Origin of the sequence: Paraburkholderia sp., assembly GCF_035656215.1 — a bacterium.
In the GTDB taxonomy this organism is placed as follows: Bacteria; Pseudomonadota; Gammaproteobacteria; order Burkholderiales; family Burkholderiaceae; genus Paraburkholderia.
Genome location: NZ_DASRSY010000217.1, coordinates 1 through 14,076 on the forward strand (window position 1 = coordinate 1; position 14,076 = coordinate 14,076).

11 protein-coding genes are annotated in these 14,076 nt (G+C 60.1%); 8 read left to right on the forward strand and 3 right to left on the reverse strand.

The window, feature by feature from the left end:
* A partial coding sequence (locus VFE81_RS12290; RefSeq protein ID WP_325044851.1) for a TetR/AcrR family transcriptional regulator occupies positions 1 to 560 on the reverse strand: 560 nt, incomplete at its 3' end.
* A 302-nt stretch (positions 561 to 862) separates the two neighbouring features.
* Here VFE81_RS12290 and VFE81_RS12295 point away from each other — a divergent pair.
* The 8 genes from VFE81_RS12295 to VFE81_RS12330 all read left to right on the forward strand — a co-directional run bounded on the left by VFE81_RS12295 (position 863) and on the right by VFE81_RS12330 (position 10,781).
* Complete coding sequence (locus VFE81_RS12295; RefSeq protein WP_325044852.1) at positions 863 to 2,143, forward strand: Zn-dependent hydrolase; 1,281 nt, start codon at positions 863 to 865, stop codon at positions 2,141 to 2,143.
* 135 nt (positions 2,144 to 2,278) lie between these two features.
* Positions 2,279 to 3,628, forward strand: a complete 1,350-nt coding sequence (locus VFE81_RS12300) for an NAD(P)-dependent oxidoreductase (RefSeq protein WP_325044853.1) — start codon at positions 2,279 to 2,281, stop codon at positions 3,626 to 3,628.
* A 65-nt stretch (positions 3,629 to 3,693) separates the two neighbouring features.
* Positions 3,694 to 5,022 (forward strand): NAD-dependent dihydropyrimidine dehydrogenase subunit PreA, encoded by a 1,329-nt coding sequence (gene preA / locus VFE81_RS12305; RefSeq protein WP_325044854.1) that lies wholly within the window; start codon positions 3,694 to 3,696, stop codon positions 5,020 to 5,022.
* A gap of 124 nt (positions 5,023 to 5,146) precedes the next feature.
* Complete coding sequence (locus tag VFE81_RS12310) at positions 5,147 to 6,658, forward strand: NCS1 family nucleobase:cation symporter-1 (RefSeq protein WP_325044855.1); 1,512 nt, start codon at positions 5,147 to 5,149, stop codon at positions 6,656 to 6,658.
* Positions 6,659 to 6,721: 63 nt separating this feature from the next.
* A complete protein-coding gene (gene hydA / locus VFE81_RS12315) occupies positions 6,722 to 8,173 on the forward strand; it encodes a dihydropyrimidinase (protein WP_325044856.1) in 1,452 nt (483 codons plus the stop codon).
* Positions 8,174 to 8,525: 352 nt separating this feature from the next.
* The gene (locus VFE81_RS12320) at positions 8,526 to 9,308 is read left to right on the forward strand and encodes an amino acid ABC transporter substrate-binding protein (RefSeq protein ID WP_325044857.1); all 783 of its coding nucleotides are present in this window, start codon (positions 8,526 to 8,528) and stop codon (positions 9,306 to 9,308) included.
* 22 nt (positions 9,309 to 9,330) lie between these two features.
* Positions 9,331 to 10,008 (forward strand): amino acid ABC transporter permease, encoded by a 678-nt coding sequence (locus VFE81_RS12325; protein ID WP_325044858.1) that lies wholly within the window; start codon positions 9,331 to 9,333, stop codon positions 10,006 to 10,008.
* Positions 10,008 to 10,781, forward strand: coding sequence for an amino acid ABC transporter ATP-binding protein (locus VFE81_RS12330; protein WP_325044859.1), 774 nt, complete (start codon positions 10,008 to 10,010; stop codon positions 10,779 to 10,781). Before VFE81_RS12325 ends, VFE81_RS12330 begins: the two co-directional genes overlap by 1 nt.
* Positions 10,782 to 10,921: 140 nt before the next feature.
* On the opposite strand, the gene leuA is transcribed toward VFE81_RS12330, so the two are convergent.
* Together leuA and VFE81_RS12340 are read right to left on the reverse strand one after the other, a co-directional pair.
* Entirely contained in the window at positions 10,922 to 12,640 is a 1,719-nt protein-coding gene (gene leuA / locus VFE81_RS12335; protein ID WP_325044860.1) for a 2-isopropylmalate synthase, read from the reverse strand.
* A 319-nt stretch (positions 12,641 to 12,959) separates the two neighbouring features.
* Positions 12,960 to 13,829, reverse strand: coding sequence for a methyltransferase (locus VFE81_RS12340; protein ID WP_325044861.1), 870 nt, complete (start codon positions 13,827 to 13,829; stop codon positions 12,960 to 12,962).
* Between the last annotated feature and the right edge of the window lie 247 nt (positions 13,830 to 14,076).

The following is a 14,076-nucleotide window of genomic DNA, read 5'->3' on the forward strand; positions in this document are numbered from 1 at the left end:
TTCACCGGCGCCAGCAGTCCGCGAGCGATCCAGTCATCGATCACCTTTACCCGGCTGTCCAGCCACGGCTTCACGCGCCCGGTGAGGATATCCTCCATATGCTCAGCGCCGTGGATGATCTCGCTCGCCCACACCTTTGAGCCCAAAGGCCGGCGGCGCGATAACTCCATTTTCGCGCGTACGTATCCGCCGATTGCCTCAACTGGATCGTCGCTGCATTCGAACGTATCCGCCGCGCGGTGCCAGTCTTCGAACAGGTCTTCCAGTACGCGCCGGTACAAAGCGAGCTTTGTCGGGAAGTAGTAATGCAGGTTAGCTTTCGGTAAGCCTGCGCGTTCCGCGATCATCGCCGTACTGGTGCCGTCGAGTCCTCGCTCCGCGAAAACCGCTTCGGCACACGCCAATAAATGCGCTTCATTCGACTCGCGAATGTGGGCCTTGCGCCGCCGCAAAGGTGCGCGAGTTTCGTCTCTCGTCTCGTCGTTTTCCGTGATGTCGGCAGCCACGTTCTCGTCTCTCATGTTGGCCTTCATCGGCATGTATGCCGCGTCGCGCTTCATTCTAGTCGTTTGAGCGGCGATGGACACGCGCATTCACGGCAGCCCATAAATGCGTGCTGCAATGCAATGGCACGCTTCTCGCTATGTTTGTCACCGTACGAAAGGTATTGATTTGGCGGGCTTAATCGTCTACAACCTGTCCAACTGGACAGGATTGAGGGAGCGGGAGATGCCTCAGGGTTTGCCCTCTGTATAAGAGGCGATCCGAGGTATCGAGTGTGCACCGCCGCCGTGCGGCCACGCCCCAAAACTCGCCGCCAATGCACCAGTTTCATGTCGGTTCACCGAAAGGAGCGAGACGAATGAACGCGGTATCCGAAGCGCTGAAACACTCAGAACCCGCTACGTCGATCAAGGTCGACGGCAAGCGGCTGTGGGACAGCCTGATGACGATGGCGAAGATCGGCGCAACGCCCAAAGGCGGCGTGTGCCGGCTGGCGCTAACCGACCTCGACAAACAAGGGCGCGACCTGATCGTCAGTTGGGCGAAGGAAGCGGGGTGTACCGTCACTGTCGATCAGATGGGCAATGTATTCATGCGCCGCGCCGGGCGCAATCCCGATGCGTTGCCGGTCATGACCGGTTCGCATGCGGACTCGCAGCCAACTGGCGGCCGGTTCGACGGCATCTACGGCGTGCTCGGCGGACTCGAAGTGATCCGCAGTTTGAACGATCACGGCATCGAGACCGAGCATCCTGTTGAAGTGGTGATCTGGACCAATGAGGAAGGCTCGCGCTTCGCGCCCGCCATGGTCGCCTCGGGTGTGTTCTCCGGTGTTTTTACACTGGACTACGGTCTCTCGCGCAAGGACGTGGACGGCAAAACCATCGGCGAGGAACTCAAACGCATTGGCTATGCGGGCGATGTTCCTTGCGGTGGCCGTCCCTTGCATGCCGCGTTCGAATTGCATATCGAACAAGGGCCGATTCTCGAAGCCGAACAAAAAACGATTGGCGTGGTGACCGATGCGCAAGGTCAACGCTGGTACGAGATCACGCTGACGGGGCAGGAGGCGCATGCGGGTCCGACGCCGATGCCGCGCCGTCGCGATGCATTGCTCGGCGCCGCGCGCGTGGTCGAACTCGTCAATCGCATCGGGCTGGATAACGCGCCGTTCGGCTGCGCGACGGTCGGCATGATGCAGGTCTATCCGAACTCACGCAATGTGATTCCGGGCCGCGTGTTCTTCACCGTCGATTTCCGTCATCCGGATGATGCCGTGCTCGCGAAGATGGATGCCGCATTGCGCGAGGGCGTGGCGAAGATCACGAGCACGATCGGTCTGGAAACCGAACTCGAGCAGATCTTTTACTACGCGCCAGTTGCTTTCGACGAGGCGTGCGTGAAGTCGGTACGCGCCGCGGCCGAACGCTTTGGCTATCCACATCGCAACATGGTGTCCGGTGCGGGACATGACGCCTGCTATCTCTCGCAAGTCGCGCCGACTTCAATGGTGTTCGTGCCGTGCGTCGACGGGATCAGTCACAACGAGATCGAGGACGCGACCTTCGAATGGATCGAAGCGGGCGCGAACGTCTTGCTGCACGCCATGCTCGAACGAGCGTGCGAGCCGGTTTCATAACGCTTTAGCGGTAGTGACAGCGGTTGTGGTTGATTCACCCGCCTCACCGTAGCGCCCATAAAAGATGCCGCCCCGGCTCCGCTCCAGCGCAGCCGGCGAGACCGGCTACGTCCTCACATCGAAGAAGGATCGTGTATGGCCATCAAGCAAACCGGCGATATTGCGGCTCAGCGCCTATCGGCCGATCAACTGTCGTGCGAGTTCTCGGACATCGCGCCACTGCTCGACGCGAGTGCCGCGGCCGCCGCCGCGAGCCGCTGTCACTACTGTTACGACGCACCGTGCGTGAACGCGTGTCCGACCCGGATCGACATTCCCAGTTTTATTCGCAAGATCGGCAATGGCAATCTGAAGGGCGCTGCTGTCGACATTCTCTCGGCGAATCCAATGGGCGGCATGTGCGCGCGCGTTTGCCCGACGGAGATTCTTTGCGAGGGTGCTTGCGTGCGCAACCATCAGGATGCGAAGCCGGTGACGATCGGCGCGCTGCAACGTCATGCGACTGATTGGGCAATGGCACGCGGTGAAGCGCTGTTCAAGCGCGCGGCTGAAACGGGGCGACATGTCGCGGTGGTCGGTGCGGGACCGGCGGGATTGGCGTGTGCGCATCGGCTTGCATTGGCCGGTCATAACGTGACCATTTACGACGCGCACGCGAAGGCGGGTGGCCTGAACGAGTACGGCATTGCCGCCTATAAAACCGTCGACGATTTTGCGCAGCGCGAAGTGGCGTGGCTGTGCTCGATCGGTGGCATCGAGATCAGGCACGGCGTGGCGCTAGGACGTGACGTGGATCTCGATACGCTGCGCAAGCAGCACGATGCGGTCTTCCTCGCGATCGGCCTCACAGGCGTGCGCGCATTGGCGATGGAAGGCGAGGATCTGAGCGGCGTGATGAACGCAGTGGATTTCATCGAACAGGTGCGCACCGCGAGTGACTTCGGCACGGTGCCGGTGGGTCGTCGGGTCGTCGTGATCGGCGGTGGCAATACGGCGGTGGATGCTGCCGTGCAGAGCCACAAGCTTGGGGCGACGTCAGTGACGATGGTGTATCGACGCGGCGTCGAATCAATGAGCGCGACGTGGGCCGAGCGCGATTTCGCGCAGACCAACGGCGTCACGCTCGTCACGCACGCAACGCCGACTCGTTTGATCGGCGAAAGCGGCGTGGTCACAGGTGTCGAATTCGAACGCGCGTCGAGCGGTGGCAATCAGGAGCGCTTCGTGGTCGAAGCTGACATGGTGCTCAAGGCAATCGGGCAGACGCTGGTGCCTGTCGGCATCGAGCGCGAACTGTTGACGCTGGATGGCAGCCGCATCGCGGTCGATGCAAGCGGACAAACCTCGCTGCCAGGCGTGTGGGCAGGTGGCGATTGCGCGGCGACCGGTGGGATCGATCTGACGGTACAAGCGGTGCAGGACGGCAAGATCGCCGCCGCCGCGATTAACGCTCAGTTCGCCCGCGCAGCGGTCAAAGCCGCCTGAGTCGCCTAAGCAAATTAAGCCACGCATCCACCAGATAAAAAACAGCAGTCCCCAAGGAGCCGAACATGGCCGATTTGCGCTGTACGATTGCCGGCATTACGTCGCCGAATCCTTTCTGGCTCGCCTCCGCGCCGCCGACCGACAAAGCCTATAACGTGAACCGCGCGTTTGAAGCGGGTTGGGGCGGCGTGGTGTGGAAAACACTGGGCCTCGACCCGCATGTAGTGAACGTCAGTTCGCGCTATGGCGCAGTGCAATGGAACGGCCAGCGCATCGCGGGCCTGAACAATATCGAACTGATCACTGATCGTCCGCTCGACATCAACCTCAGGGAAATCGCCCAGGTCAAGCGCGACTGGCCGGACCGCGCGATGATCGTCTCGCTGATGGTGCCGTGCAACGAGCGCGACTGGAAGTGGATTTTGCCGCTCGTCGAAGACACCGGCGCCGATGCGGTCGAACTGAATTTCGGTTGCCCGCATGGCATGAGCGAACGTGGCATGGGCGCGGCCGTGGGTCAGGTGCCCGAGTATGTGGAGATGGTCACGCGCTGGGTCAAGGAAGGCACGAAGCTGCCATGCCTCGTCAAACTCACGCCGAATATCAGTGACATTCGCACCAGTTCGCGCGCGGCTTATAAAGGCGGCGCGGACGGCGTGTCGCTGATCAACACGATCAACTCCATCGTCGCGGTGGACCTCGATGCAATGTCGCCGTTGCCGATGGTCGATGGCAAGGGTACGCACGGCGGCTACTGCGGTCCGGCGGTGAAGCCGATCGCGCTGAACATGGTGGCTGAAATTGCTCGCGACGTGGAAACACCGAATCTGCCGATCTCCGGCATCGGCGGCATTTCAACGTGGCGCGACGCGGCCGAATTCATGGTGCTCGGCGCGGGCAGCGTGCAGGTCTGCACGGCGGCGATGCACTATGGATTCCGTATTGTCTCCGATCTCACGGATGGTCTCTCGAACTGGATGGACGAAAAAGGCTACGCCACGCTCGACGATATTCGTGGTCGCGCCGTGCCGAACGTCACCGACTGGAAGTACCTGAACCTCAAATACGACATCAAGGCACGCATCGACCAGGACAAGTGCATCCAGTGTGGCCTTTGCCATATCGCGTGCGAAGACACTGCTCATCAGGCGATCATGAAAGAAAAAGCTGGCGTCCGGCATTTTGAAGTGATGGACTCCGAATGTGTCGGCTGTAATCTGTGCATGCATGTGTGCCCGGTCGAACAGTGCATCACGATGGAGCGTGTGGATAGCGGTGAGTACGCTAACTGGACGACGCATCCGAACAACCCAGCGCGTGTGGATGCCGGTGATAGCGACAAGTCGGATGCTGCTGAAACCGCCGAGCATGCCCATGCAGAAAAAGCAGCCTGAAACATGAGCTACCTGTAGGAAAGGAAACGAAACCAAGCGCTTGTACTGAACCTGTAACTCACCCTCAAGGCCTGACGCGCCACCAGAAGCCGCGCGGGCCTCAACGATCAGTGGAGATCTTTCGATGAAGCAGACAGCGCAACCCGTCGATCCGCAGTTTGCGGCCGGCGCGCAGGGCAGCAGTCTTTATAACGATGACCTTGCGCCGACCGGCGTCGCACAGCGCACGTGGAGGTGGTATCACTTCGCCGCGCTCTGGGTGGGGATGGTGATGAACATCGCCTCGTACATGCTCGCGGCCGGTTTGACGGAAGAGGGCATGTCGCCGTGGCAGGCGGTGGCAACCGTGCTGCTCGGCAATCTGATCGTGCTGGTGCCGATGCTGCTGATCGGGCATGCGGGTGCGAAGCACGGTATTCCGTATGCCGTGCTGGTGCGTTCCTCCTTCGGCACGCAAGGCGCGAAACTGCCGGCGATGCTGCGGGCGATCGTCGCGTGTGGCTGGTACGGCATTCAGACATGGCTTGGCGGCAGCGCGATCTACACGTTGCTGAATATTCTGACCGGCAACGCGCTGCACGGCGCGGCCTTGCCATTCCTCGACATCTCGCTCGCGCAGCTCGCGTGTTTTCTCGTGTTCTGGGCGCTGCAGATCTACTTCATCATCCATGGCACCGATTCGATTCGCTGGCTCGAAAGCTGGTCCGCGCCGATCAAGATCGTGATGTGTATCGCGCTGGTGTGGTGGGCCACCTCGAAGGCGGGCGGCCTCGGCTCGATGCTGTCGGCGCCGTCGCAGTTCGTGCCGGGCGGCAAGAAGGAGGGCATGTTCTGGGTCACCTTCTGGCCTGGGCTCACGGCGATGGTGGGCTTCTGGGCGACGCTCGCGCTGAATATCCCCGACTTCACACGCTTTGCGAAAACGCAGCGCGATCAGATCATCGGCCAGTCGGTTGGATTGCCGATTCCAATGGCGCTGCTCTCGGTGATCTCCGTGGTGGTGACGTCGGCGACCGTAGTGATTTACGGCAAGGCGATCTGGGACCCGATCGACCTGACGAGCCGCATGACCGGCATCGGCGTTGGGCTCGCGCTGATCATCCTGACACTGGATACGATGTGCTGCAATCTCGCGGCGAATCTCGTCGGGCCGGCCTATGATTTTTCGAGCCTGTGGCCCAAGGGTATTTCGTATCGCGTCGGCGGCATGATTACCGCGACCATCGCCATTGTGATGATGCCGTGGAAGATTCTCGCCACCACGCAGGGCTACATCTTCACGTGGCTAGTCGGATACTCGGCCTTGCTCGGTCCAGTGGCGGGCATTCTGATGGTCGACTACTTTCTGATTCGCGGCACACGGCTGGACCCGCGTGAACTGTTCGACGAGCATGGCGAGTACAGCTACACCGGCGGCTGGAATATCGGCGCGGTGGTGGCGCTCGCGATCGGCGTGCTGCCGAATCTGCCGGGCTTTTTGCATACCGCGTTTCCGGCATCGTTTGCGAATGTGCCGGCGATTTTCAACACGCTCTATACGTATGCGTGGTTTGTCGGACTCGCGTTGGCCTCGATCGTATACAGCGCATGGATGAAGCTGAGCAAAGGACCGAGCGCAGGCGTAGTGCGTGCATAGACCGCACAAGAAGCGAATGAAGTACGTAGCACCGAAACCAGCAGTTCATAAGGAGGCGGCAACATGACGACCCTAATTCGCGGCGGCACGATTATCGACGCGGAGAACACGTATCGTGCGGACGTGTTGTGTGCGGACCCGGAGGACGGCGGCACGATCCTGCAGATCGGAGTGGATCTGGAAGCGCCGGCCGGCGCCACGATCGTCGATGCGGGCGGGCAGTATGTGATGCCCGGCGGCATCGATCCGCATACGCATATGGAATTGCCGTTCATGGGCACTACGGCGAGCGACGATTTCTACACCGGTACGGCCGCGGGTTTATCCGGTGGCACGACCAGCATCATCGACTTCGTGATTCCGAGTCCGAAACAATCGCTGATGGAGGCCTTCAAGGAATGGCGCGGTTGGGCTGAGAAGGCTTCGGCGGATTATGGCTTTCACGTTGCGGTGACGTGGTGGGACGATTCGGTCTATCGCGACATGGGCACGCTGGTGCACGAACACGGCGTGTCGAGTTTCAAGCACTTCATGGCCTACAAGAATGCGATCATGGCCGACGACGAAGTGCTGGTGAACAGTTTCTCGCGTTCACTCGAACTCGGTGCGCTACCCACCGTGCATGCGGAAAACGGTGAACTGGTGTTTCAGTTGCAGCGTCAGTTGCTGGCGAAAGGCTTCACAGGTCCGGAGGCGCATCCGCTGTCGCGGCCGCCTGAAGTGGAGGGCGAGGCCGCCAATCGGGCAATTCGCATCGCACAGGTGTTAGGCGTGCCGGTATATATCGTCCACGTGTCCTCGAAAGATGCGGTCGATGCGATTGCGCGCGCCCGCAGCGAAGGCCTTCGGGTGTTCGGCGAAGTACTGCCGGGCCATCTGGTGATCGACGAGGCGGTGTATCGCGATCCCGACTGGACCCGCGCGGCGGCGCACGTGATGAGCCCGCCGTTCCGCTCCGCGGAGCATCGTGAGGCATTGTGGCGTGGTCTGCAGGCGGGCCAATTGCATACCACCGCGACCGATCACTGCGTGTTTTGCGCGTCGCAGAAGGCCATGGGCCGCGAAGACTTCACGAAGATCCCGAATGGCTGCGGCGGCGTTGAAGATCGTATGGCGGTGCTCTGGCATCACGGCGTGAATTCGGGGCGGCTCACACCGAATGAATTCGTGCGCATCACGTCGACCAACGCCGCGCAGATTTTCAACCTGTATCCGCGTAAAGGCGCGGTACAGGTGGGCGCGGACGCAGACCTGGTCGTGTGGGATCCGAAGGCAAGTAAAACGATTTCGGTGAAGACGCATCATCAGAAGGTCGACTTCAACGTGTTCGAAGGGATGACGGTGCAGGGCGTGGCGATGCACACGCTCACGCGCGGCGCGCTGGCATGGACCGATGGCGAGCTGCGTGCCGTGCGTGGCGCGGGGCGCTACTTGAAGCGCCCGCCGAATCCGGCTTACTTCGATGCGATCCGGGTTGCCAATAAACGGAAGGAGCCGCATCCGGTGGAACGGTAAGCGGTTTGCAATCTGCCGGGCGGCCTCGCAGTGCCGCCCGTGCCGGCTATTTTTCACCGCCGCGCGTTCGCTGCGGCGACACCCTCCCGCGTTTTCCCTGATGGCGCTCGGCACGCGTTCCGTGGTGCGATGCATGCCGCGTCTGTCATATCTCCTGTAGTGTCGAATTCAACGTTGTATGAGATATCTTGGCTGTCCGCTTAGCACGCAAGCGCATATTGATCGGAAACCTGATCCTTTGTAAAAACGCAGACCGTTTGCTACAGTCCGCCCACTCTGCCGGGTCTGACGCTAGCGGAATGCCGCACACAAAACCATGCAACTGACGTAGCAAACTTTACGGAGCCACCTGATGAAGTCGATTCGTTCCATTCTGCTGATCGCGCTGCTGCAAGCGGTGACCCTGAGCCCGGCATTCGCCGCTGACGAGCTTGCGCAGATCAAGTCCGCGGGCGTGTTCAAAATCGGCACCGAAGGCACCTATGCACCGTTCACATACCACGATGAGTCCGGCAAGCTGACCGGCTTCGACGTCGAGATCGGCACGGCGATCGCGCAACGCCTGGGCGTCAAGCCGCAATTCATCGAAGGCAAATGGGACGGTCTGATCGCCGGTCTCGATGTGAACCGTTATGACGCGGTGATCAATGAAGTCGCTGTCACCGACGCGCGCAAGGTGAAATACGATTTCTCGGACCCGTACATCACTTCGCATGCCGCGCTGATCGTGAATTCGGATAACACTACGATCAAGACCTTTGACGACCTGAAGGGCAAGAAATCGGCGAATACGCTGACCAGCAACTTCGGCAAGATCGCGGCCGCGCACGGCGCGGAAGTGATTCCCGTGCAGGGCTTCAACGAATCGATCGATCTGTTGACTTCGGGCCGTGTCGACGCGACGGTCAACGATTCGTTGTCGTTCCTCGACTTCAAGAAGCACAAGCCGGATGCGAAAGTGAAGATCGCCGCGCTCGATACTTCTGCCGACAGCAGCGACAAGTCAGCGGTGCTGATCCGCAAAGGCAGCCCGGAATTGCAGACGGCAATCAATAAGGCGCTCGCCGACATGAGGAAAGACGGCACGTACCTGAAGATTTCGCAGAAGTACTTCGGTAAAGACGTCTCCCAATAAGCGCCACCTGCGAGTCTGAATCATGCCGGCATGGTTGCATCTGATGGCGCAGTCGCTGTGGCCCCTTCTGTACGCGGGGCTCGTCTTCACCGTGCCGCTCACGCTGGCATCGTTCGCGATCGGGATCGTGGTGGCGTTTATCGTCGCGCTGGTCCGGCTATTCGGGCCGCGCTGGGCGGTAGTGTGCGTGCGCTTCTACGTGTGGCTGTTTCGCGGCTCGCCGTTACTGGTGCAACTGTTCGTGATTTTCTACGGACTACCGAACGTGGGCATCGTACTTGATCCGTTGACGGCGGCGATCATCGGTTTTTCGCTGAATGTCGGTGCGTATAACTCGGAAGTAATACGCGGCGTGATCGAGTCGATTCCGAAGGGGCAGTGGGAGGCGGCGTACTCGATGGGCATGACGCGTGAGCAGGCATTGCGCCGCGCGATCTTGCCGCAAGCGGCGCGTGTCGCACTGCCGCCACTGTCGAACTCGTTCATCGCGTTGGTGAAGGACACATCGCTCGCCGCGGTGCTGACGGTACCGGAGGTGTTTCAGGCGGCGCAGCGGATCGCGTCGGTCACCTACGAACCGTTGATTCTGTACACCGAGGCGGCACTCGTTTATCTCGTGTTCAGTTCGGTGTTGTCGTCGGCGCAAGTCCGGCTCGAGCGCAAGTTCGGCCGTCACGCACTTTTCCAGGCGAGCAACTGATGATTCGACTGGAAAAAATCGATAAGTACTTCGGTGAGAACCGGGTTCTGAATTCGGTGGACCTGCAACTCGCGTCAGGTAATGTTACCGCGCTGATTGGCCCATCCGGCAGCGGCAAGAGTACGCTTTTGCGCTGCGTGAATCTGCTGGAGATTCCCGAGGCCGGATCACTTGAACTTGGCGACCAGCGCCTTGAATTCAGCCGCGATCACAAGCCATCGCGCGATGCGGTGCTGACGATTCGCCGCCGCACCGGCATGGTGTTCCAGAATTTCCAGTTGTTTCCGCATTTGACGGTACGTCAGAACGTAATGGAAGGTCTACTGACGGTACAAAAGTGGGACAAGGAAAAAGCGCGCGTACGTGCAGACGAATTACTCGAGAAAGTAGGCATCGCACACAAAGCGGACGCATGGCCCTCAACGCTTTCCGGCGGCCAGCAACAACGCGTAGCGATCGCGAGGGCGTTGGCGCCATCGCCGGAAGTATTGTTATGTGACGAGCCCACGTCGGCACTCGATCCCGGGCTGGCCGCAGAGGTGGTGGAAGTACTCAAGCAACTCGCCACGGAAGGCATGACGATGTTGATGGCGACACATGACTTGCGTCTTGCCGCGACGATTGCGCGCGACGTGGTCTTTCTGAATAACGGCGTGGTGGTAGAGCAGGGCCCGTCACGCGATATTTTCATGAGTCCGCGCGAACCGGAGACAGAACGCTTCGTGTCGACGCTGACGCATAGTTTGCCGGACGAATGGACAGAGCGGGGCTGACCGAGAGAGGACAAGGGGGGAACAAATGCTTGTCTGTCGACAGCCCGCGGCACAGAAAAAAGAAGAGGGGCGCCGAAGCGCCCCTCAAAAAACCACTAACAATTCAAGCAAAGGCCAAATTCGAGAAGAAGCCAAAGACCTCAAACGGCCACACGCTCCGCGTCATCATTCAAAGCAACTTCAAAAAACCGCCCTTGAGCATCAACATTAACCCGCGCATAAGCGCGATTAACCCCACTAATCACAGCCCGAATAGAAGCCGTCACCAGATTGGCATCGATGCCAACTCCAAACGCGCTTCCAGCCACATCCGCCCCAGCCATCTCAGCCACGGCCACAGCACGAGCATCCGCACCCTGAGTCAAAGCCCGCTCTTCATAGTGCTGAATCCGCACCGGCACACCAATCGCATGCATCAACGCATCAAGCGGCCCATTCCCTTCACCGTTCAAGACGCGCCGCGAGCCATTAATCTCGACCGTGAGCTTGATATGTTCACGCCCGTCGCGCTCAGACAGACTATGTCCAACATAGTGAATCGGCGCAGCACTGTGCACGTACTCCTGCTGGAACAATTCCCAGATTTGCGAAGGTGTAACTTCCTGACCGCTAGTGTCAGTAAACCGCTGCACAGCAGAGCTGAAATCGACCTGCAAGCGCCGCGGCAAGACCACCCCATAACTCTGCTCGAGCAAGTAAGCAATCCCACCCTTACCGGACTGGCTATTCACACGAATGACGGAATCATAAGTCCGCCCGAGATCGCTCGGATCAATCGGCATATAGGGCACTTCCCAGACCGCATCGGGTTTCTGCACGGCAAATCCCTTCTTGATCGCATCCTGATGCGAGCCGGAGAAAGCGGTGAACACCAGATCGCCGACATACGGATGGCGCGGATGCACCGGCAACTGTGTGCATTCCTCAGCAGTACGCGCGACTTCATTGATATTCGAAAAGTCGAGTTCCGGATCGACACCCTGCGTGTACAGATTCAACGCAAGCGTTACGAGATCGACATTGCCGGTACGTTCGCCGTTGCCGAACAAACATCCTTCGATACGATCCGCTCCCGCCATCACCGCCAGTTCCGCAGCAGCCACGGCAGTGCCGCGGTCGTTATGCGGATGCACCGAAACGATCAACGAATCGCGACGCGCGAGATTGCGGTGCATCCATTCGATCTGGTCCGCGTAGACATTCGGCGTGGCCATTTCAACGGTTGCGGGCAAGTTGACGATGGCTTTGTGCTCGGGCGTAGGTTGCCAGATGTCGAACACGGCGTCGCACACGTCCTTGGCGAATTCGAGTTCGGTGCCGCTGAATACTTCCGGGCTGTATTGCAGCGTGAAGTGCGTTTCCGGTGCGGCGTCGGCGAGACGCTTCATCGTACGCGCGGCGTTTTGTGCGAGTTCTTTTACACCGCTCTTTTCGAGGCCGAACACGATGCGGCGGAATTCCGGCGCAGTGGCGTTGTACAGATGGACGATGGCGCGCGGCGCGCCACGCAAGGATTCGAAGGTGCGTTCGATCAGGTCGTCGCGAGCTTGCGTCAACACTTCGATGGTGACGTCGTCGGGGATATGGCCGCCTTCGATCAACTCACGCACGAAATTGAAATCGGTTTGTGAGGCGGACGGAAATGCGACTTCGATCTCCTTGAAGCCGATCTGCACGAGCGTCTTGAACATGCGCATCTTGCGTTGCGCGTTCATCGGTTCGGACAGCGCCTGATTGCCGTCGCGCAGGTCGGTACTCATCCAGATCGGCGCGCGCGTGATGGTGCGCGATGGCCACTGGCGGTCCGTCAAATTGATGGGCTTGAACGAGCGATATTTGGTAGCAGGGTTCTTCAACATTTTCATCATCCTTGGGTTCGATCAACCCGGTGTCGACCGGACGACGAAAACGCAAAGCATGGCCGCCGGTCGGAAACCGGGGCTGGGTCAGTTACTGGGGAATTGAGCGGTGCTTCGGGTGTATCAGATGGAAGCGCGCAGCAGCAGACCTAGCCCGGTAGAGGGGGCTAGTAGTAGCGATAGGATGGTCTGGGCGCGGTACATAGTGTGCGATAGGAACATATTATTAGGACGGCGTCAAGCGTAGTGCGGCGAAGAACGTGCCGACCGGGGGCCTATCCCGGCCGGGGCGCGGTGAGATCCGAGTCGGTCGTGCCTGTCACCTGGGTTTCACGAAACGCAACGTCATGCGATCCGATTCACCGATCGCCGCGTATTTCGCCCGATCGACATCGTGGCCTTCATACGTGGGCGGCAGTGACCACACACCATGGGGATAGTTTTTCGTGTCTTGAGGATTGCTGTTCACCTCGCTCTGGCCGGCCAATTCGAAACCTGCCGCGCGCGCGTGCTCGATGACATAGGCTTCGGTTACATAGCCGGTGTCGATGGTCTGTTGCAGGGAGGTGCCCGGCGCCGCGCGATGTTCCTCGACACCGAGGATGCCGCCCTGCTTAAGTGCCGCGTAAAAGGCGTGCAGGTTTGCGTCGATCTGGCCGTCCTTGATCCAGTTGTGGATGTTGCGGAAGGTCAACACCTTGTCGACGCTGCCATCGGCCGGAAAGCCGCTGAACTGGCCCGCTCGCAGCGTGCCGACCACCACATTGCCATAGACCGCCGGCGTGGCCGCCAGCTTGCGCGCGAAAGGCGCCCGGCCAGCCTGCTCTTCTGCCGCCGACGCAGCCTCCGGGCTGTCGTATTGCGCCTCGTACAGCCTGCCGTGGTCGTGCAGATAGGGCGCGAGTATTTCCGTGTACCAGCCACCACCGGGCGCGATCTCCAGCACGGTTTGCGACGGTGCCACGTCGAAGAATTGCAGCGTTTCCTTCGGATGGCGATAGACGTCGCGTGCGCGGTTCCTGTCGCTGCGCTGCGGCCCGGAAATTGCGGCGTCGAGCGAGGCAGAATCAGCCGCGGCGGAATATGTCGATGCCGTCGGGACGGCGCAGGCGGCCAGCAGCAGCGCCGCGCTTAGCGCCGCGAACGTGGAACGCAGCGCGCGGGCTTGGGAAGTGGGGTGCGTGTTCATGGCACTTATTATCGGCCGCGATCTGCCTGGAAAGAAATCGCGAATCGGCATAACGATATGCGCCTGCGGTATTTACTATGTCCGCGTGGCTTCGCTCAGCGCACGGTGCGCGCCAGTTTGGCCTTTTTGCGGCGTGCGGGACGGAATTAACCGAATCTGAAAGACGAAGTAGCGCGTATAAATGATGTGATCAGCGTTCGCCGCGTGCAACGACGCGCCTGTGCTGGAACCGCGGACTTGATCGCCT

Excerpts from the sequence above, each read along its gene's own strand:
- VFE81_RS12295 (WP_325044852.1), top strand. The coding sequence starts at position 863 with ATGAACGCGGTATCCGAAGCGCTGAAACACTCAGAACCCGCTACGTCG.
- VFE81_RS12300 (WP_325044853.1), top strand. The coding sequence starts at position 2,279 with ATGGCCATCAAGCAAACCGGCGATATTGCGGCTCAGCGCCTATCGGCC.
- preA (WP_325044854.1), top strand. The coding sequence starts at position 3,694 with ATGGCCGATTTGCGCTGTACGATTGCCGGCATTACGTCGCCGAATCCT.
- VFE81_RS12310 (WP_325044855.1), top strand. The coding sequence starts at position 5,147 with ATGAAGCAGACAGCGCAACCCGTCGATCCGCAGTTTGCGGCCGGCGCG.
- hydA (WP_325044856.1), top strand. The coding sequence starts at position 6,722 with ATGACGACCCTAATTCGCGGCGGCACGATTATCGACGCGGAGAACACG.
- VFE81_RS12320 (WP_325044857.1), top strand. The coding sequence starts at position 8,526 with ATGAAGTCGATTCGTTCCATTCTGCTGATCGCGCTGCTGCAAGCGGTG.
- VFE81_RS12325 (WP_325044858.1), top strand. The coding sequence starts at position 9,331 with ATGCCGGCATGGTTGCATCTGATGGCGCAGTCGCTGTGGCCCCTTCTG.
- VFE81_RS12330 (WP_325044859.1), top strand. The coding sequence starts at position 10,008 with ATGATTCGACTGGAAAAAATCGATAAGTACTTCGGTGAGAACCGGGTT.
- leuA (WP_325044860.1), bottom strand. The coding sequence starts at position 12,640 with ATGTTGAAGAACCCTGCTACCAAATATCGCTCGTTCAAGCCCATCAAT.
- VFE81_RS12340 (WP_325044861.1), bottom strand. The coding sequence starts at position 13,829 with ATGAACACGCACCCCACTTCCCAAGCCCGCGCGCTGCGTTCCACGTTC.